The sequence below is a fragment of the Microbacterium sp. GQ128 genome, from assembly GCF_059758615.1.
The window spans coordinates 1,014,414-1,034,368 of record NZ_JCAXDY010000001.1; the positions used below are offsets into that span (position 1 = coordinate 1,014,414).

Annotated in this window: 17 protein-coding genes; 4 read left to right on the top strand and 13 right to left on the bottom strand. The window is 66.3% G+C overall.

Features of this window, described 5'->3' with window-relative positions; all coding sequences use genetic code 11:
- Window positions 1–3: 3 nt before the first annotated feature.
- Together AC6CHX_RS04915 and wecB are read right to left on the bottom strand one after the other, a co-directional pair.
- Entirely contained in the window at window positions 4–2,070 is a 2,067-nt protein-coding gene (locus tag AC6CHX_RS04915; RefSeq protein ID WP_498271839.1) for an acyltransferase family protein, read from the bottom strand.
- Window positions 2,067–3,149 carry a non-hydrolyzing UDP-N-acetylglucosamine 2-epimerase gene (gene wecB, locus AC6CHX_RS04920; RefSeq protein WP_498271840.1) on the bottom strand — a complete coding sequence of 361 codons (1,083 nt, stop codon included), beginning with the start codon at window positions 3,147–3,149 and terminating at the stop codon, window positions 2,067–2,069. The genes AC6CHX_RS04915 and wecB overlap by 4 nt, the downstream gene beginning before the upstream one ends.
- Before the next feature lie 53 nt (window positions 3,150–3,202).
- On the opposite strand from wecB, the gene AC6CHX_RS04925 reads away from it, so the two are divergent.
- Window positions 3,203–4,306 carry a glycosyltransferase family 4 protein gene (locus AC6CHX_RS04925; RefSeq protein ID WP_498271841.1) on the top strand — a complete coding sequence of 368 codons (1,104 nt, stop codon included), beginning with the start codon at window positions 3,203–3,205 and terminating at the stop codon, window positions 4,304–4,306.
- A complete protein-coding gene (locus AC6CHX_RS04930) occupies window positions 4,303–5,436 on the top strand; it encodes a glycosyltransferase family protein (protein ID WP_498271842.1) in 1,134 nt (377 codons plus the stop codon). The genes AC6CHX_RS04925 and AC6CHX_RS04930 overlap by 4 nt, the downstream gene beginning before the upstream one ends.
- 10 nt (window positions 5,437–5,446) lie before the next feature.
- Here AC6CHX_RS04930 and AC6CHX_RS04935 read toward each other — a convergent pair whose 3' ends face one another.
- Genes AC6CHX_RS04935 through AC6CHX_RS04970 form a run of 8 tightly spaced genes read right to left on the bottom strand, consistent with a single transcriptional unit; the run spans window position 5,447 to window position 15,269 of the window.
- On the bottom strand, window positions 5,447–6,748 hold the full coding sequence (locus tag AC6CHX_RS04935; RefSeq protein WP_498271843.1) for a glycosyltransferase: 1,302 nt from the start codon (window positions 6,746–6,748) through the stop codon (window positions 5,447–5,449).
- Window positions 6,745–8,259, bottom strand: a complete 1,515-nt coding sequence (locus AC6CHX_RS04940; protein ID WP_498271844.1) for a glycosyltransferase family 2 protein — start codon at window positions 8,257–8,259, stop codon at window positions 6,745–6,747. The genes AC6CHX_RS04935 and AC6CHX_RS04940 overlap by 4 nt, the downstream gene beginning before the upstream one ends.
- On the bottom strand, window positions 8,246–10,057 hold the full coding sequence (locus AC6CHX_RS04945; RefSeq protein WP_498271845.1) for an ABC transporter ATP-binding protein: 1,812 nt from the start codon (window positions 10,055–10,057) through the stop codon (window positions 8,246–8,248). Before AC6CHX_RS04945 ends, AC6CHX_RS04940 begins: the two co-directional genes overlap by 14 nt.
- Window positions 10,054–11,262, bottom strand: a complete 1,209-nt coding sequence (locus tag AC6CHX_RS04950; RefSeq protein WP_498271846.1) for a glycosyltransferase family protein — start codon at window positions 11,260–11,262, stop codon at window positions 10,054–10,056. Before AC6CHX_RS04950 ends, AC6CHX_RS04945 begins: the two co-directional genes overlap by 4 nt.
- 49 nt (window positions 11,263–11,311) lie before the next feature.
- The gene (locus tag AC6CHX_RS04955) at window positions 11,312–12,298 is read right to left on the bottom strand and encodes a Gfo/Idh/MocA family oxidoreductase (protein ID WP_498271847.1); all 987 of its coding nucleotides are present in this window, start codon (window positions 12,296–12,298) and stop codon (window positions 11,312–11,314) included.
- Window positions 12,295–13,392 carry a DegT/DnrJ/EryC1/StrS family aminotransferase gene (locus tag AC6CHX_RS04960; RefSeq protein ID WP_498271848.1) on the bottom strand — a complete coding sequence of 366 codons (1,098 nt, stop codon included), beginning with the start codon at window positions 13,390–13,392 and terminating at the stop codon, window positions 12,295–12,297. Before AC6CHX_RS04960 ends, AC6CHX_RS04955 begins: the two co-directional genes overlap by 4 nt.
- Window positions 13,389–14,000 (bottom strand): acyltransferase, encoded by a 612-nt coding sequence (locus AC6CHX_RS04965; RefSeq protein WP_498271849.1) that lies wholly within the window; start codon window positions 13,998–14,000, stop codon window positions 13,389–13,391. Before AC6CHX_RS04965 ends, AC6CHX_RS04960 begins: the two co-directional genes overlap by 4 nt.
- 60 nt (window positions 14,001–14,060) lie before the next feature.
- Window positions 14,061–15,269, bottom strand: a complete 1,209-nt coding sequence (locus AC6CHX_RS04970) for a glycosyltransferase family 4 protein (RefSeq protein WP_498271850.1) — start codon at window positions 15,267–15,269, stop codon at window positions 14,061–14,063.
- 57 nt (window positions 15,270–15,326) lie between these two features.
- Here AC6CHX_RS04970 and AC6CHX_RS04975 point away from each other — a divergent pair, with 57 nt between their 5' ends.
- Entirely contained in the window at window positions 15,327–16,025 is a 699-nt protein-coding gene (locus AC6CHX_RS04975; protein ID WP_498271851.1) for a glycosyltransferase family 2 protein, read from the top strand.
- A 3-nt stretch (window positions 16,026–16,028) separates the two neighbouring features.
- A complete protein-coding gene (locus AC6CHX_RS04980) occupies window positions 16,029–16,382 on the top strand; it encodes a DUF2304 domain-containing protein (protein ID WP_498271852.1) in 354 nt (117 codons plus the stop codon).
- Here AC6CHX_RS04980 and AC6CHX_RS04985 read toward each other — a convergent pair.
- The 3 genes from AC6CHX_RS04985 to AC6CHX_RS04995 are packed head-to-tail and all read right to left on the bottom strand — an operon-like array spanning window position 16,366 to window position 19,924.
- The gene (locus tag AC6CHX_RS04985; RefSeq protein ID WP_498271853.1) at window positions 16,366–18,255 is read right to left on the bottom strand and encodes a DUF6541 family protein; all 1,890 of its coding nucleotides are present in this window, start codon (window positions 18,253–18,255) and stop codon (window positions 16,366–16,368) included. The two genes, AC6CHX_RS04980 and AC6CHX_RS04985, sit on opposite strands and share 17 nt — an antisense overlap.
- Window positions 18,252–18,989 (bottom strand): ABC transporter ATP-binding protein, encoded by a 738-nt coding sequence (locus AC6CHX_RS04990; RefSeq protein ID WP_498271854.1) that lies wholly within the window; start codon window positions 18,987–18,989, stop codon window positions 18,252–18,254. Before AC6CHX_RS04990 ends, AC6CHX_RS04985 begins: the two co-directional genes overlap by 4 nt.
- On the bottom strand, window positions 18,986–19,924 hold the full coding sequence (locus AC6CHX_RS04995) for an ABC transporter permease (protein WP_498271855.1): 939 nt from the start codon (window positions 19,922–19,924) through the stop codon (window positions 18,986–18,988). Before AC6CHX_RS04995 ends, AC6CHX_RS04990 begins: the two co-directional genes overlap by 4 nt.
- Window positions 19,925–19,955: the final 31 nt, after the last annotated feature.

The window sequence follows — 19,955 nt, forward strand, 5'->3', positions numbered from 1 at the left end:
ATTCTACGGGTCGGTTCCTGCGTCGATGCCGAGCAGCGAGGCGAACGTCGGCTCGAGCGCCGGCTCGAGATAAGAGACGACGGTCGCCGTCAGGTGGTTCACGTCGAAATACACCAACATGTTGTCGATTATCACCGGGCAGCTGTCCTGAGTGCAGATGTAGTCGTTGAGGTCGACGTATACCGCGCCGGCCGCTTCTGCCGCATCATGCTCCTGCGCAGCGAAATCGGCGTCGAGCACTTCCGCGCGCTCGCCCGCGCACGACGTGACATCCAGGACGTTGGACGAAGCGCAGATGGCGGGAGAAACGGCGAACCGTGGCGTGTCTGCAATCATCAGAACCTCGCTTCCGGCGTCTCTGAGGCGACCTACGGTGCGCTCGACCCCGTCTCTCCACACGCTGGAGCGCGACTCCTGGTCTGCGACACCAGCGAGCACAAGGTTCGCGTAGTTCGAGATCACGACGAGGTCAGGCGGATCGGCGACCAGCGCTTCCAGAACGGCGTCGCGCCATCGATCACACGATGTGTAGGGAACGCCCTTGTCCAGCACCGTCACATCGGCCGCAGGGCAGGAGGATTTCGTATAAGTGTCGATGCGGATGCCGCCCTCGTCGTCCGCGAAGTCCTCCACGGCGGGGAACCACTGCGCCGAATGCGAATCGCCGAAGACCGCGATCGTCCGTGTGCCGTCGAGGTCCGCGTAGCGACAGTCCTGCACGTCTTCGCGCTTCGCGTCGTAGTGGCATCCATCGCGATGCATCGGCGGGATGTCATCCGCAACGGCATCCAGCTGTGGAGTGATGTTGCGCGGAACGAAAGGCGTGCCATTGGGGGGCGACACCGGGAAGTCCGGCGCGACCGCGACCGCATCCCCGGTGCCGACGTCCCGCGTCGCAGCCCATTGCACCGCGCCGATTGTTCCAGCCACCAGCACCAAAGTCAGCGCCAGGGTTCCCCAGAGAGTCACCCGAGCGGGCCTGCCCAGGAGTGCGCGGGGCCGACGCAGCGGGGTCTCGATGAAACGGAACAGCAGCCAGGCGAGCGGCAGTGCTATCACGATCCCCACGAACACCTTCATGGCGAGGCTGAGCGGATTCTGCTCGCCGACGGCTGCCTGCGTCACGATCAGCAGGGGCCAGTGGACGAGATAGAGAGAGTAGGAGATCAACCCGACGAATTGCATCGGTCGGAGCGAGAGCAAACCGATTGGGCCCGTCGCCCGCCCCCGCGCGCCGAACAGGATCACGAGCGCCGTGCCCAGGACAGGTAGTACTGCCGCTGTGCCGGGAAATACCGTGCTGTCGTCGTACAGCAGCGCGGCTCCCAGGATCATGGCGAGTCCGCCCCAGCCACCGACCGCCTCGATCCAGCCGGGGAGTCGCGGTGCACCACGCAGCAGCACCGCTCCGACAAGCCCACCGGCCAGGAGCTCCCACGCGCGGGTCGGAAGCAGGAAGAAGGCCGACGGCTGGTCGATGGGAGTCAGCAGCACTCCGCTGAGCAGACTCGCCACCGCGAGCACTGCGATGCCGCCGACGATGAGAGCTCTGCGCCTGCGAACCAGGAACACCAGGAGGACGAGGATCAGCGGCCACACCAGGTAGAACTGCTCTTCCACCCCGAGCGACCAGTAGTGCTGGTATGGAGAAGCGGCGTGATCCGCGAGATAGTCCGTGTCCTGGATCGCGAACCAGATGTTGGGCACATACAGAATGGTCGCGAGCGCGTCGCGCAGGACCCCCTCAAGCGCCAGCGGCGGATAGAAGATGATCGCCGCGATCGCCGTGAGCACGGCCACGACGAGCGAAGCAGGAAGTATCCGTCGGATGCGTCTGGCATAGAACTCGGCGAAGCGGATGCGGCCGTCCCGCTCGAGAGACTCCATCAGGTGACTCGAGATCAGGAACCCGGAGATGACGAAGAAGACATCGACACCCACATAGCCGCCCGTGATGAAGGGCACGCCCGCATGGTAAAGGAGCACCAGACCGACAGCGACCGCGCGAAGCCCCTGGACATCGGTCCGGAACTCGCGACGAGGTCGGATGACGGTCTCGACCGAGGTCACGCGCGCGAGGTCTCCTCAGCCGCTCTGGTCAGTTCCTGGATCACACGCTCCGCGGCATGGCCGTCTCCGTAAGGCGCTTCGGACGTGTCAGCAGGGCGAGGTCGCGTGACGCCGGCGGAGATCTCGGCGGCTGTGTTCGCCAGCACGTTCCATCCAAGCTGGACGGTCTCGACCCATTCTGTCTCGGTCCGCACCGTCGTGCATGGCACGCGCAGCAGGAACGCTTCCTTCTGGAGACCGCCGGAGTCGGTGACCACACCCGCGCTGGAGAGTGCGGCAGCGATCAGTTCCGGGTAGGCGAGCGACTGGTGGGCGACGAGGGATCCCTGGGTGAGCGCGATCCCGTGCGCGGCGGCCTTCGCGACCACCCGCGGGTGCGCGAGCAGGACCACGGGCTTGTCGAGACCGCCGAGCGCGTTGACGACCTCCCTGAGTCGAGAGGGGTCGTCAGTGTTCTCGGCGCGATGGATCGTCGCGACATAGTAGCCACCAGGAGTCAGGCCCAGCTCCTCGACCAGCATCGACCGGCGAGAGCCGACCTCATCACGGACTTCGAACAGGACGTCGGTCATCACATCGCCCACGAGGGTGGTGCGGGCAGCGAGACCTTCGCTGGCGAGATGGTCGACTGCGACCTGCGTCGGTGCGAGGAGGAGATCGGCGGCGTGATCGGTCATCACACGGTTGTGCTCCTCGGGCATGCGTCGGTTGAAACTGCGAAGGCCCGCTTCGAGGTGCGCGACAGGGATGTGCATCTTCACCGCACTCAGCGCCGCGGCCACCGTGGAGTTCGTGTCGCCGTATACCAGCACCCAGTCCGGGCGGTGCTCGTCGAACACCGCATCGAGCGCCGCGAGCATCGCCCCGGTCTGCACACCGTGCGAGCCGCTGCCGACGCCGAGATGCACGTCTGGGCTCCCGATGCCGAGGTCTTCGAAGAACACATCGGAGAGCATCGGGTCGTAGTGCTGGCCCGTATGGACGATGATGTGCTCGACGCCCGCGGCGAGCGCGGCCTTGTGGATGGGGGCGAGCTTGACGAACTGCGGGCGCGCGCCCACGACGCTGACGATCTTCACGGGACACAAGTCTAGGCGGCCGAGTCAGGGAATTCGGTTGGTACCGTAGGGAAGTGCGCATCCTCGTCATCACGCCCTGGTATCCGACGATCGCGTCCCCGATCGCGGGGGTCTTCGTCCAGCGCGACACAGAGCTCATCAGCTCGTCCCACGAGGTCGAGCTCGTCCATCTCGTGGACCCAGCCCTGCTGAGGGCTACCGATCTGGAAGCGGACGCCACCTCACCCTTTCCCGTACACCGCGTGCCGATGTCACGGTCCCGCCCGGGAGACCTGCTCTCCGCGTGGCGGCGTATACGGACTCTGAGCCACGGGTTCGATCTCGTGCACACTCACGCGTTCCAAGCGCTCCTCCCATTCCAGGGCCACCGGATGGCCAAGCCCTGGGTGCACTCGGAGCACTGGTCGGGAATCGGCGATCCTGCCTCGCTCTCCGCTCGCGGACGCCTCGTGCTTCGGCTGACGGGTCGGCTGCTTCGCCGCCCCGACGTGGTCACCGCGGTGAGCAGCCACCTTCTCACCCAGGTCCAGCGATTCAGGACGGGACCGACGATGATCGTCCCGTCCGTCGTCCGCGACGCGATGCCTGTGTCTATCGTTCGCGACCCCTCGGTCCTCCGTCTGGTGGCGGTGGGCCACCTCGTGAAGGGCAAGGACCCGATACTCGCAGTCCGCACCGTGCAGGAACTGCGCCGACGCGGTGTACCAGCGACCTTGGACTGGGTCGGCGAAGGCCCACTGCGCTCGCAGATCGAGGACCTCACCACCGGAGACGACGGCATCACACTGCATGGGGCACTGGATGCGGATGGAGTCTCGGCCGCCCTGTCATCGGCCGACATCTTCCTGCTGCCGACGCGAGGCGAGACGCTGTGCCTGAGCGCCATCGAGGCGATCTCACACGGTCGTCCCGTGGTGTTGGGCGCGTTCGGAGGTCAGCGCGATTACGTGACCGAACAGAACGGCCGCCTCGTCGCGCCGCGCACGCCTGAAGCGTACGCGGATGCCCTGCTCGACGTGAGCGAGCATCTCGACCAGATGGAACCTGAAGCCGTCGCCGCCACCATCCGCGAGCGGTTCTCGGAATCCGCGGTGCTGCGAGGATACGAAGCCGCCTTCGACCAGGCGATGAGCATGCACCGGAAGGGCGCACGATGACCCGCCTCCTGATCGTCTCGTTCTCGAACCTGTCCACCGACGCGCGACTGCTGCGGCAGATCGACGCGTTCTCCGATTCGTACGAACTCATCACCGCAGGATGGGGCCCTGCGCCTGCCGGAGCAACGCGCCACATCGTTCTCCCCCAGCCCCCGAGCGGACGTTCTCGGCAGCTGAGGATGCTGGTCGAATCGCTGCTGCTGCGGCTGCGGCTGTACCGCCTCATCCACGCGATGTCGCCGTTGTACCGGGCGGCACGGCGGTCACTTCGTGGCGTGCAGGCGGACATCGTCCTCGCGAACGACATCGATGCGGCACCGCTCGCCTACCAGATTGCGCCCGCGCGGCGCGTTCACGTCGACCTTCACGAGTACTTCCCCGGTCTCCACGACGACAACCCCCGCTGGGCACGACTCCGCGGACCCTACAATGCCTGGCTCGTGCGGCGCTTCGCCGCTCCTGCCGCGTCCACGACCACCGTCGCCCAGGAGATCGCCGAACGCTATCGCGCGCTCGGTCTCTCGTCCGGAGTCGTGGTCAACGCCTCCCGTCTGCGCGACCTCCCGGTACGACCGGTGTCGCAGCCGATCCGACTCGTTCACTCCGGCGCCGCTTTGCAGGGACGGCACCTGGAAACCATGATCGAAGCTGTCGGCATGTCAACCGCGGACATCGAGTTCACTCTCCATCTCATGCCGAACGACCCGGCGTACATCGAGCGACTGCGCGCGCGCGCCCTGGAGATCGGACCGCGGATCCGTGTCCTTCCACCCGTACCCCACGCCGACCTCGTGGACACACTCGCGACCCACGACGTGGGGATCCATATCCTTCCGGCGACCTCGACGAATAACCGGCTCGCGCTCCCGAACAAGTTCTTCGACTTCGTCCAGGCGAGACTCGGGTTGATCGTCGGCCCCACCCCCGCCATGGCCGGCCTGGTCGAACGTCACGGCTTCGGGGAGGTCGCATCGGGGTTCACCGCTGAGGACGTGGCACGCGCCCTGGACGCCCTCACTCCCGCGAAGGTCGCGGAATGGAAGGAACGAGCGGATCGGGCCGCCGACTACCTCTCATCCGAGCGGCAGATCGAAGGCTGGACCGACGCCATCGCACGGCTGCGTAGCTGACACGACGCACTCAGCGCGGGACGAGCGCAGCGATTCGCGGTTCGAGCTGTGCTGTGCGCGAGTAACCCGCCGCCCACTCCTGCGCGGCCTCCCGCTCCACCGGCGTCTGATCCCTGGCCAAGCGGGCGCCCGCTGCGAGTGCGTCAGCGACGTCATCGACTGACAGCGAACGGCTCGGCACCCAGCTTGGCGAACCACGGAGAACGTCGCTCGCCGCGTTCCCGGGATCATGGACCGACACCACGGGGATTCCGGTCGCCGCGTACTCGTATACCTTGCCGCTGGTGACATAGCGTCCGGTGCCGAGCGCAAGCACGAGCGCATCGAACCCGCGGTAGGTATCCGCGATCGCCGTCTTCGCTACCGGGCCGAGGTAGCGGATGCCATCCGCCTCGGCCTCCGCGACGAGACGCTGCGTCTCTACCTCCCCGGCCCCGAAGTGCCCGAGGTAGCCGCGCAGATCGAGGCGAGCCCCTGCCAGCGCCGGCTCCTCCCGACGAGCACGCGCCCATCCTCGGATCAGGGTCTTCAGCGGAACCTTCGGGGTGATGGTCCCGATGTAGCCGAAGACCAGCCCCTGTTCACGCCCGTCCCGAACCGGCACCCTGAGCGGATTCCCGTACTCATCGAACCCGTTCGCGACGACGTGCATCTTCTCGGCCTCGCCCGGATTCTGCGCCACATGCCAGGATCGGATCGCCTCGTTGACGAACCACATCTCGTCGGCGGAGGCCATGAGGCGACGCTCCCACCGACGCACGTCCGGTGTAGCCGTGATCAGGCGCCGCCCGGAGAAGACATCCAGTTGCCAGGCATCGCGATAGTCCATCACATGTCTGACGCCGAAACGTCGGTTCAGATGCCAGCCGGGGATAAAATCGACATGCGGATTTGCAGTCCCGATGGCGACGTCGACAGGGTGCTCTCGATGGATCCGCTCCGCGACGGCCTCGAGGCGAGGGCGCCAGCGGCCGTAGTTCGGTTCCGGGAACCGCGGCAGATCGCGACGCAGATCGATGAGCTTGTACAGCTCTGGCTGACGGGCACGCAACCACGGCCACCGTGTCAGATCGTTCTGGAAGGCGGGAACATCCGGCTCGTCACGGACGATCCGGACCCGGCCATCCACCTCCTGCAGCAGCGCCGCATCCGTTCCGGTCGAACCGCTGAAGACGCTCTCGGGCACCGTGAGCACCGTCACATCCCAGCCTGCCGCCGCGAACGCATTCACGGTGGCGAGGGCGCGGTATACCCCGCCCGCCCTGCTCGGGGGAAAGCTCCAGGCGGTGTAGAGCAGATGCGGCCGACTCATCGGCTCGCCCTCTCGGCAAGGGCCGCCGCCGCTGCGGCATGACCCAGCACGACCGATTTCGCCGCTCCTCGCCGTGATGCGCGCCACGATGCCAGGACGGCATCCTCGTCGGCGGCGACGATCAGACCGGCCCTGTCCAGCACAGCCTTGGCGGTCGGCGTCCGTCGAACCGCCGCAGCGAAACGTGAGGAGTCGTCGACGCCGACGAGCCGCGAAAGCAGACGTCCGGGGAACGAATCGCCGAGCCTGTCGCGGAACCAGCGCGACCGTGCCCCCGGGACGGGAACCGCGATGGATGCGCCGGATCCGGCATAGCCGACGACCACAGCGGAATGCTCCACGCGCAATCGGTCCGCGATCGGCGAACCGTGCGGAGCGACGACGACGACGTCGCCATAGCTCCGGGTCCCGCCACTCGACGTCAACCCTCGCGACCGCGCGGCGGCTGAACGCGCGGTCCGTCGTGAGACGACTCGGCCGGCCAGTTGCAGCCGCAACGGGGCGTGGCGATGCAGCACTGCCCGCAGATCGATCGGCAGCAGATCGCGCACGACCCCCAGTCGTCCCCTCATCGGCGACGGGGCCGCGACCGCCGTCGAGACGGCACGGATCTCGGGAGCGAGGGTGCGCGGAAGCAGCCCCAGGCACGAAGGGGCGAGATCGGTCATGGCGCGGAGCACCGCTGCCGCAGCGGCGCGGTCCTCTGCGGTCAAGCTGCCGGCGGCAGCTCGCACGCGAATCGCGGGGACGAGGTGCACGCGCACGATCTTGGCCGCGACGGCGCGGCGGACAGGAGGCGTGACCTTCTCCAGGGCCGGCCGCAGGACATCGAGAAAGGTGAAGTCATCGAGGAGCGGCCCGAAGACGTGGGTGATGCGGTCGTCCTGATCGGCATGCTCCCTGTACGCGGGAGTCCGCGGGTCGAACACCACACGATGTCCGGCCCACAGTTCCAGCCCGTACGCCTGGTCTTCTCCGCGCGGCAGCCCGCAGGCGTAGCGGAGATGCTCTGTCGGAGCGCGCCGTTGCAGGCCGAGGGCGGCCGCGCGCTCGAAGAGGCGATCGCGGTCGAGGTCCGCGATCCGTCCGAATCGTGACGCGCGAACACGCGGTGTCGGCACCCCCTCCCCGCCGTCTCGGACGACGGGTGCGATAACCATATCTGCTCCCAGTCGATCGGCCAACGCCACCCACTCGTCCAGTGCGTGCTCCTCCAGTTCGTCGTCGGAGCCGACGATCGAGACGAACTCCGCCGTCGCGTGATCGAGACCGTGGTTGAAGGCGTTCGCGGGCGATCGCACTCCATCCTGCAGCTCGAGAAGTCGCACGCGCTCATCATCTCCGACTGTTCCGAGGCGCGCCCTGATCAGCGCAGCGTCAACGTTGTGCGCCACAACGCTGACGCGGATCGGGAGTCGATTGCGGAGTGCCGACGCTACGGTACGCTCGACCGGTCGTCGGTCGTTGTGAACTCCGACGATGACGTCGACCACCGGCTCAGCTGTCCTCACGCTGCTGTTCCTCCTGAGCGATGAGTCCGGCGAGAGCCGCCTGCAGCGCGAACTCCGGTTCAGCAGCGACGACCTCTGCGAAGGTTCCGGATGCGGCGACTTCGCCGTTTCGCATGAAGAAGATGATGTCGGCGTTGCGGATGGTCGAGAGTCGGTGAGCGACAGTGATCGTCGTGATGCTGCCACGGAGCCCTTCGATCGCCTGAGTGACCGCCGCCTCTGTCGCCGTGTCGAGTGCACTGGTGGCCTCGTCCATGACAAGGACCCGTGGCACGGTGTACAGCGCCCTGGCGATTCCGAGACGCTGCCGCTGTCCTCCTGAGAGAGACAGCCCGCGTTCGCCGATCCGACCGTCGATCCCACCGGCCCTCGCCTCGATGAGCGGCAGCACCTGGGCTTGGTCGAGCGCCGCGGTCACACGCTCGCGGTCGAAGTCGGAACGCCAGCTCAGAGCGACATTCTGAGCCACTGTCGCGTCGAACAGCGAGACCTCCTGCGGAACGTACGAGATCTGCGCACGCCAGGCATTGAGGGCCGTGCTGAGCGGCACATCGTCGATGTGGATCGTGCCGGAGGTCGGTTCGACAAGTCCGAGAAGGAGGTCGATCATCGTGGACTTCCCCGCACCCGATGCCCCGACGAACGCGACCTGAGATCCGAACGGCACGTCAAGCGTCACCCCATGGACGGCCTCGCTCGCGTCCGGCGAATAGCGGAATCCGACATCCTGCAGGCGGATGCGCGCGGGTTCGGCAGGCAGCGTACCGGTGTCACCGATCGTCGCGGCTTTCATGTAGCGGTCGGAGTTCCGGATCTCATCGAGCACAGCCCTGGCATGCGGAGTGCTGACGTTCAACTGCTGCAGCACGCTCTGGAACCGCACCAGCGCGGGGGCGAGACGGAATCCGGCCAGACCGAACAGCGCGATCGATGCCATCGCTCCCTGGACGTCGCCCTCGGCGAGATAGCCGGACGCGCCGACGAGCACGATCCCGCCGATCAGAGCGACGTCGAGCACGTAACGCGGCACCTGCCCGAGGAACTGTGAGTTGGCGCGGGCACGCGTCGCATGTGAACGGTTCTCCCGCACGACGCCCGCCACCTCAGCGGCGCTGCCTCGCAGCGTGACCTCTTTCAGAGCGCCGATCATCTCGGTGATCAACCTGGAGGAGCGCATGGAGTAGCGCAACGCCACCTGACCCGCCTGCTTCGAGCGTCGGGAGATCTGGAGCTGAAGGACGAGTGCGATCAGTCCGAGATACACGAGGGTGACCGCACCGACCATGGGCTGTGCGATGGCGAGGACGAGGATCAGCGAGACGAAGCTCATGAAGTCGCCGATGACGGAAGCGCCAGGCAGAAGGAAACCCGAGATCGTCGTGCTCACGCTGCCGTCGCTGATGCGCACCAGATCGGACGAGTTCCTCCGCAGCCGATCCACCCAGGGTGCACGGATGTAGCCGTCGAACACGCGCACTCCGAGCTCGAGCTCATAACGCGCGAACCTCCGCGTCGCGAACCACTGCAGCGTGAGCGCGAACACGCCCTTCAGCACGATGAGCACACAGACGAGCACGAGCGGGATGAGGATCTGCGCGCCCTCGAGCGTTCCGAACACGGGGAGGACGACCGGTGTGTTGCCTACGAGCGGCGCGATCACCACGGCGAGCAGACCGAGCGCGAGACCGTCCATGAGGGCCAGGACACCCATGATCGAGGCGTATACCGCCAGGAAGCGGCCCGCACTGGGAGGTAGGACGCTCAGGACCTCCTTGTAGAGCTTCCAGTTCGCCTTCACGATGATGCCCCGATCTTCGGAGAATCAGCGATCGCTCCGAGGAACGAACGCCCTTCCGAATCCGAGTTGATCGCCGCTGCGACGATCGCGGAACGTCTCTTCATCCGCTCCACCTTGGGCGCGTCGAGCTCGGCGAGCGTGTCGCGGAGTGATTCCCAGGTGAACTCAGGGACGACGAGTCCGTGTCCGTACTCGCGGACGATCGGTGCCATCGTCGCGGTCTCGCCGACGACGAGCGCGAGGCGGCCTTGCGCGGCTTCGAAGAACTTGTTCGGCATCGCGAACTGGAGGTTGACTCCGGTGGGCTTGTAAAACACGATCTCGACGTCGTAAGGGTTGATCCTCTGCGCGATCTCACGCATGGGGGCCGGCGGGACGATCTGAATCCGATCCTTGGCCGGATGCACGGCGATCTCGTCGCGAAGACGGGCGTGCACCGCCGGGTTCGCCGTGAGCATGAACGTCATGGAGAAGCTCGCCGGCAGTTCCTTCAACGCCTCGAGCAGCTCTGCGAACCCCCGCGACCAGCTGGGGAGCCCGTGGAAGAGCATTCGGATCTCGGCGGGGTCCACCGGGCTGGGCTCGAGATCGGGAACGAACGGAGGCGCGTTACGCACCTGCGCGGGGACAGGGATGCCGAACTCGTCCGCGTACAGCTGTCCGATGGGGGTGTTCACGACAGTCCGGCTGGTGAAGGCGGGCGAAGCGATGTGGCGCCGCGTCCACCGATAGTGCGGACCGGTGATCCGTCCACCGAGGGTGCGGCGCCTGACGTCCGGGTTGTGATATTCGTGCAGGTCGAGGTGCATCCGTCCCCGTCTCGTAGCGGGGGTGAAGTCCTTTCGATCCTCTGCCCACGGAGCGAACTCGGGTTCGTTGAACACCACGAGGTCGTAGTGGCCGCTCCTGACCCGCCCCCTGGCTTCCTTCGGTATGCGTCGAGCGACGAGCGCGCGGAACCGCTGGCGGTGCGGAAGGAGGGTGTGGGCCAGCAGGGTTCCTACTCGGGATCGGGCGAACGCTCCAGCCTCCGCCAGGGCGAAATGATCCCGCACCGACGCGGTGGGATGCGCGCCAAGGCCGATCGTGTCGACGGTCCAGCCGTCCGACACGAGCCAGTCGATCTCGCGGCGTACACGTGGATCCGACGCGATGTCGGAGTACGAGAGCACGAGCGCGGTCTGCACCGCAGGAGAGGTCGTCACGTCAGCATCCTTAATTCACACGCGGAACCCGTGCGATCCGCGGAGCGGATCACAGTGATAGCGACGCCCCGGTTCTCGCCGACTCGAGAGCCGCCTCGACGACGGCAAGCGTCCGCTGCCCCTGCTCCATCGTCACGACGTCGGTATCCCGCCCGAGCACGGCATCGCGGAAGGCCTCATGCTCGACGCGCAGCGGCTCGCGCTTGGCGAACGCGTAGCGCGTGACGTCTCCTTCGGAGACCCCGCGGAACGACGACACGGATTCCCATTCGAGGGGGATCGTGCCATTGGCATAGAAAGTGAGGTCACCGGTCGAGGTGTCGGCGACGAACGCGCCCTTCTCCCCCGTCACGACGGTCAGCCGCTCCTTCATCGGGCTGAGCCAGTTGACGATGTTGTTCACGATGACGCCGGATGCGGTGCGCCCGGTGATCGTGATCATGTCCTCGTGCTCGCGACCGCTCTTGAAGGCGGTCTGCGCGAAGACGCGCTCGTAGTCGCTCTGGACGACCCAGGCGGTCAGATCGACATCGTGCGACGCCAAGTCCTTCGCCACACCGACGTCGGCGATGCGCGACGGGAACGGACCCTGTCGACGCGTGACGACTTGGTACACGGCTCCGAGCTCATCGGCTTCGATCCGGCGGCGCAGTTCCTGCACCGCCGGGTTGAAGCGCTCGATATGGCCGACTGCCCCGACCAGGCCGGCCGCGGCGAACGCGTCGACCATGCGCTGCCCCGCCTCGACACTGTGCGCGATCGGCTTCTCGACCAGAGTGTGCACGCCAGCGGCTGCGAGCTTGAGCGCGGCATCCTCATGGAAGCGGGTGGGCACGGCGACGACGGCGATATCGATGCCCACTCCGATCAGCGCCTCGATGTCGGGCAGGATCTCGAGATCTCCGGCGACTCCGTGCGGGTCGCCCCCAGGGTCGGCGATCGCAACAAGATCGACGCCATCTATCTCACGCAGCACCCGGGCATGATGGCGGCCCATCATTCCGACGCCGAGCAGACCGGCTCGCAACGTCATCACGCGCCCGCCTTCGCGACGGCGTTGACCGCGGCGGCGATGCGCTCGAGGTCGTCCTGGTTCAGTGAGGGGTGCACCGGCAACGACGCGACCTCTCCCGCGGCCCGCTCGGTCTCCGGCAGGTCGAGTCCCGGGGCGAAATGCGCCAGCGAGGGAAGACGGTGATTCGGGATCGGGTAGTAGACGCCCGCTCCGATGTTGTACTCGCTCTTGAGGGCGGCGACGAACCCATCGCGGTCCTGGGGCACACGGACCGTGTACTGGTGGTAGACGTGCACGGCGCCGTCGGCGACCGGCGGCACGATGACACCCTGGAGGTTCGCGTCGAGGAACGCCGCGTTGTCCTGGCGGGTCTTCGTCCATGCGTCGACCTTGGACAGCTGCACCCGGCCGATGGCCGCGTGGATGTCGGTCATGCGGGCGTTGAAGCCGATGACCTCGTTCTCGTACTGTCGCTCCATACCCTGGTTGCGCAGCAACTTCACCTGGCGGGCGATCTCGTCGGTCGCCGTGGTGACCATCCCACCCTCGCCGCTGGTCATGTTCTTCGTCGGATACAGGCTGAACATCGCGAACTCGCCGAACGAGCCGACGGGGCGTCCGTCGAGGGAAGCGCCGTGCGCTTGGGCCGCGTCTTCGTAGAGTGCGACGCCGCGTTCAGCGGCCAGCGCCTCGAGCTCGCGCATCCGCGCGGGGTGTCCATACAGATGCACGGGCAGGATGCCCTTGGTCCTCGGCGTGATCGCCGCCGCGACGGCCTCGGGGTCGAGCGTGAACGTTTCCGGCTCGATGTCGACGAAGACCGGAGTTCCGCCGGTGAGCGCAACGGAGTTCCCCGTGGCCGCGAAGGTGAAGGACGGCACGATGACCTCGTCGCCGGCCCCGACGCCAGCCGCCAGGAGTCCCAGGTGCAGGCCCGCGGTGCCGGAGTTCACCGCGACGGACGGACGTCCGGGCACGAAGTGCGCCGAGAACTCCTGTTCGAACGCCGCGACCTCGGGTCCCTGAGCGACCATGCCGCTGCGCAGCACGCGGTCGACGGCCTCACGCTCTTCGTCGCCGATGATGGGTTTCGCGGGGGGAATGAAATCGCTCACATTGTCTCCTTGCTCAGAGTTCCGTCAGTCTCTACGTAACGTGCGCCCGTCGACGGGCAGATCCAGATGTTCTCTTCGACACCTGCAGTCAACGGCACACCCGACTCGCCCACCCAGCCGAGGCGGCGCGCGGGAACACCGGCGACGAGTGCGTACGCCGGGACGTCCTTGACGACCACGGCACCCGCGGCGACCGTGGCCCATGCGCCGATCCTGACCGGCGCGACACAGGTGGCGCGAGCGCCGATCGCCGCACCGCGTTCGATGGTGACTCCGACCGGCTCCCAGTCATGAGCGCTCTTGATCGTGCCGTCGGCATTGATCGCGCGAGGATAGGTGTCATTCGTGAGCACCACCGCCGGCCCGATGAAGACGCCGTCTCCGAGTTTCGCGGGTTCATAGACCAGGGCGTAGTTCTGCACCTTGCAGTTGTCGCCCATGATCACGCCGGTTCCGATGTATGCGCCACGACCGACGATGCAGTTCTCGCCCAGCTGAGCGTCCTCACGGACCTGCGCCAAATGCCAGATCGACGAACCGGCACCGATGGTGGCAGCGGGCGATACATCGGCGGAATCGACGATCCGCACGCTGGTGGGGTGGGTCACAAAGCTCTCCTCGGGTCGACACCGCGTATGCGATGACGCGACGGTGTGCAATTCTATCGGTCAGTCTCTGGATGCCCGCTCAGCCGGAGGCCGCACCCTCTGCCGGGATGCTGCGGTCGCCTGGACGGCATCGGACGCGCGTTCCGCGACAGAGCGTGCCGAGACGTGCCGATGCGCCCAAGCCACGAGATGAGGGACGGGGGCACCGTCACTCCTGCGCAGGAGGCCGGTGATCGCCGCCGCGTACTCCTCCGCGTCGAAGTCCGCCGATGCGCCCAGTCCGTCTTCGGTCACCATCGTTCGCAGCGGCTCCGGACCGGAGTACGCGACAGGGGTACCGACGGCCAATGCCGCATAGAGCTTCGTGGGGACGGCGAAGTCGTACCCCTGCCCGGGCCGGAGCGTCGCCAGTGCCACGCGCGCCGACCGCGTCCATGCCGCGGCCTCACCAGCCGGCATCGAGGAGAGGAATCGCACTCTGTCTGCGATCCCGTGAGCCTCGGCAGAGCGCTGCAGAGCATCTTTGTCCGCTCCCTGGCCGATGAACGCCGCGCTCACCGTCGGGTCGGTGCGCATGACGATTGCGAGTGCATCGACCGCCACACCCGCGCCGTGCCATTCGCTCATGCTCCCCGCATAGACGATGTCCGGAGCGTCGTCGATGCGTGGTCCGTCGGGCGCGAAGATGTCGGTGTCGACACCATGTCCGACCGAGACCATGTCCACAGCGGGTGCGAGCGCCTCGATCCGTGCTCCGACGCCGTCCGAGACCACCAGATCGGCGGCTGCTCCGCGCAGACTGAACTTCTCAAGCCAGCGCACGACGCTGACCACCCATCCTGCAGCGCCGGTCATCTGCGCGGCGTCGGACCAGATGTCCGCCGCGTAGTAGACGTATGGTCGCCGAATCAGCCAGGTGGCGGCACGGGCGACGGCGCCGGTCGTGGGCGGCGGCTCGATCACGTACACGTCGGCGCGACGCCCGAGCAGGATCCGGAAGAAGAGCGGTACATCGAAGCTCATGTACTGCAAGTAGCCGCGCACGTACCCGGCCCGGTCGCGCAGGACCGGCCAACGCGAGACGGTCTCGTCCGCGTCGGCGACCTCGAGACCGCTCGGTGCCTTCGTCGTGAGGACGCGCACGTGCAGGCCCCTTCGGACGAGTTCACGAGACAGCGCCTGCAGGCGTAGTGATGCGGCAGAAGGCTCCGGCGTGTAGATGCGAGAGACGATCGTGATCCGCTGCGGACGCGGGGTTCTTCTCGGCATCCTGCCCCTGCTGCTCGATGGATGAGCGTCCGAACGGACACCTGACACAATAGAACCATGTCCTCGAGCGTCCCCGCGCCTTCCACACCCGACCGCAGTGCCTGGGTCGTCATCCCTCTCTACAACGAGGCGAGCGTGATCGGCGGCGTCGTCGAGAGTCTGAAGCCCCATTTCGCCCATATCGTCTGCATCGACGACGGATCCAGTGACGGCTCCGCCGCGGAGGCCGCCAAAGCCGGCGCACTGCTGGTGCAGCATCCGGTCAACCTCGGTCAAGGCGCGGCGCTCCAGACCGGCTTCGCGTATGCGCTCGCCCACACCGAATGCGAGTACATCGTCACGTTCGACGCCGACGGCCAGCATCGGATCGAGGACGCCATCGGGATGCTGGAGCTCGCGCGTCACGATGACGTGGCCATCGTGTTCGGCTCCCGGTTCCTCGACGACCGCACGAATCCTGGTTGGATCAAGAAGGTCATCCTCAAGACGGCGGTGTGGGTCACCAACCTCACCACGAGCCTCAAGCTCACCGACGCTCACAACGGTCTGCGCGTGATCCGACGTGATGCCGCCGAGGCCATCGATCTCCGTCAGGATCGGATGGCGCACGCCACCGAGATCGTGCTCGAGCTCGGCCGCACCCATCTCCCGTGGAAGGAGTACCCGGTGGAGCTCCTTTACACGGACTATTCGAAGGCGAAGGGTCAGAGTGTGCTCAACTCCGTCAACATCCTCGTCGACCTGGTCGTGAGGTAAGCCATGTGGATCCAGATACTCCTGATCGCAGCGATCGTGCTGCTGGCCGTGTTCATGATGCGACGCACCGGCGCAGACAGTCACCTCGCCATCCGTCGACTGCTGATGGGGCTCTTCGTCATCGTGGCCGTGCTGTCGGTGCTGTTCCCACAGTGGCTGAGCTGGCTTGCGCGCCTCGTCGGCGTCGGGCGCGGCACCGACCTCGTGCTCTACGCCCTGATCGTCATGTTCCTGGCTTTCGTGTACTCGCAGTATCGGCGCAACATCGCGCTGCAGCGGCAGCTCACGCTCCTCGCGCGGAAGATCGCGCTGCTGGAGGCTTCAGAGAACGAAAAAGACGCTACTCACAACCCGTGACCTCATAAAGGACGGCATCCCCGACTCGATCCACCTCGGTGAGGATCGGGGAATCCTCAAGCCCGTGCAGTCCGTCGAACTTGGTGTAGTGGTTCTCGAACAGCACCCTGTCACCGAAGTCGAGAGCGTGGGTCACTCCGAGACGCTCGATCGCCTCGCATACGGTGGGACTCCCATCCGCCAGATAGCGGGCGAGCGTCAATGCATCGCCACCATACCGCCCGGTCACATGCGGGAAGACCACGGCATGATCGGTGTACGCGTAAAGCAAGCCCGCGCCCGTCAACGGGTCACCGATGACGAGGCTGTCATCCGGAAGCTCGTCGTCGATCTCCTCGAACAGCGCCGCCTCGTCGGGTGACAGCCCCTGCGATTCGTCGCTGAATTGGAAGCTCACACCCCGCATGTAGTTCAGGTCGTTGCGCAGCGCGAGGAGGTGGCTCGCGCCAGCGACGGCGATCACGGCGACGACCGCGAGCACGAGGCCCTTGCGTCCGGCGCGCCATCCCGCGATGAGCCACTCTGCGACGATCGACGCGCCGAGCGCAGCGAGGGGCAGACCCCAGATCGCGATCAGAGCGCCCACACGCGTGGTGTCGTCGTACCAGACGCCGACGAAAGCGCTGCGAATCGACTCGATCGGGAACCAGGCCGCCATGAGGAAGAAGAAGATGCTCACGGCGTACGAACCGAGGATCCACCACGTCCGGTCCCGCACGACGCGCCAGATGCCGATCGCCGCCAGCGGGCCGAGCAGAAGGCCCGTCGCGCGGCCGACAGGGCTGAGGAAGGCGACCTCGCCGAGTGCCTGCGCCATGGATGCGGTCGGATGCCACTCGTGGGTCGTCACGTTGCCGACGATCCAGACGACGGCCAACGCCGCGAGACCGGCGACGACCACGGCGGAGACGAGGATCCGAATCGCAACACCGCCTGCCCGCGCCGTGCCCCACGCACGCCAGAGCAGGTAGGGCACGAGCAGAACCGCTGCGGCGAGAAGCGCGGAAGGGTGAGCGAGGGCGACACCGCCCGCGGCGGCCAGCGCGACGAGGATGCGCAGGACTCGCCCCGACCATGAGAGTGCGGGGGCAAAGGCGATGAGCGTGACAGCGAGGAGGATGGGGATGAGGACGGTCCCCAGCAGATTCGGATACAGCACGCCCCAGTTGAGGAATCCGAGCGGGAAGACACTGAATCCCAAGCTCACGACCGGTGCCCAGGCGACTGCGCCAGGCCGGTTCGGAAACGCCACGGACGTGAGGCTGGCGAGTGCGACCGGCCAGATCAGAGCGATGACCGTGACCGTGGTGACGTTCGTCGCCGCCACGATGCCGCCAGCGGCAGGGACGACGAGACTGACCAGCGCGTGCCAGAGCGTCGGATAGAAGGAGGTCTCGAGATCGGGCACGACCATCGTCATGTGCAGCGGCGAAGCATCTCCCGTCCGGGCGATGAACTCGACCGCGTTCAGATGGAAAAGCGCGTCGTACAGCTGCGAGGGATTATCCGGGTCCCCGATACCGACCCCGACGGCGATGACCCAAGCCAGGAAGGCGACTGCCACGCCGGTCCATGCGCCCCCGTGTCCCGCGGCGGGAGCGATGAGAGGACGGCGATCCACCAGACGCAAGGCGCCGGCGGCAATCCAGACGACGACCGTGACGATCGCCACGGGGGCCAGCCCCCAGGGCACGCCCAGCAGCGGAGCGATGAGAGCCGCAGCGCCGAGCACCCCGAGTGATACGGCGATCGCCGCAGCGAATCGTACGATGCCCCTCACTCCGCGCAGGGACAGGCCGACGGGGAGCCCAGGCGCGATCAGCAGAGCGAGCGCCAGAAGCAGCGCCGGAACCTGTCCGATCCAGCCGGTCACGCGTCCACCAAGGAGATGGCTCCCTCGACCTCGCCGTCGTAGATGACCTCACCCTTGTTGATCACGATGCCGCGTGTGCAGAGCTCGCGCACCATCTCCATATCGTGACTCACGACGACCAGGGTCTTCCCCTCGGCGATGAGCTCCTCGAACTTCAGCCGGCACTTCTCGCGGAACGGGGCGTCGCCGACCGAGAGGATCTCGTCCACGAGCAGCACATCGAGCTCCACATGGATGGCGACCGAGAAGGCGAGCCGCATGAACATTCCGGAGGAGTAGTGCTTGACCTCTTGGTCGATGAACTGCTCGATCTCACTGAACGCGACGATCTCGTCGTAACGGGCCTCGATCTCGTGCCTCTTCATACCGAGGATCGCGGCGTTGAGGAAGACATTCTCCCGTCCGGAGAGCTCCGGGTGGAATCCGGCCCCGACCTCGATGAGACCTGCGACGCGGCCTCGGGTCAACACCTCGCCGTCATCCGGCTCCATGACACCGGAGATGAGCTTGAGAAGAGTGGACTTGCCCGATCCGTTGAAGCCGAGGATCGCGACCGACTCCCCCTCCCCGATCGTGATGTCGACGCCCTTCAGCGCCTCGAACTGGCTCGTCAGCTTACGACGCTTGATCCATGACACCACTGTGTCCTTCAGCGAGAAGGCGTGGTTGAGCGTGAAGCGCTTCTTCACGCCGTCGATGATGATGCTCGGCTTGATGCTGGTCTGCTCGCTCATAGGTCTTGCGCGAACCTTCCCTCGAGGCGTCGGAAGACGAACTGACCGAAGAGCAGGGTGCCCACCGCGATCAGGAACGTCCAGAGCGTGTTCCAGGCGAGGCCCGGCGGGATGTCGATAAGGGCCGTACCCGCGTAGCCGGAGGCGGTGACCATGCCCTCGGTAGCAGGGCGCCAGAACGCATAGTGGAAAAGCTCCACTCCCTGCGTGATCGGATTGAGCATGTAGAGCTCGACGATCCACTGCGGCCAGCCGAGACGGTCGACGATCGCATCCTGGACTTGGGTCCATGCGTAGAGCACCGGAGAGGCCCACGTCGCGAGGAGCAGCATCAGCTCGACGATGTTCTCAGCGTCGCGAAAGCGCACGTTCACGGCGCCGAAGAAGAGTCCGAGCCCCAGGCTGAACACCATCACGATGATCATGCCGGCGAGTATCGCCAGGATGGAGAGGATCGATACGTGCGCGATCCAGCCCATCAGCAGGCAGACGATGAAGAGGAGACCGACCTGCGGGAGGAAGTGGACGAACGCCACGATCACCGCCGACACCGCGAACAGCTGCCGCGGCAGGAAGACCTTGCGTACCAGAGCCGCGTTGCCGACGATCGACGAGGTCGCGTTCTTGAAACCCTCCGAGAAGAGGTTGATCACAACAATGCCGGAGAACAGATACACGGCGTAGTTCGGCAGACCGCGATCGAGGTCCATGAAGATACCGAGGACAACCCAGAACACGAGGAACTGGGCGGCGGGCCGCACGTAGGACCACGTCCACCCCAACACCGAATTGCGGTAGCGCGTGGTCACGCCGGTGCGCACGAGCAGGTTCAACAGATAGCGCCAGCGCACGACATCGATCAGGCCCCGGCTCTTTCCCGGGGTGTCGAAGTCGGAACGCGGGACGGCGGCGAAAAGATCTCGGGTGTCAGTCACAGGCCCACTCATTCGGCGACGGCGACGGGGG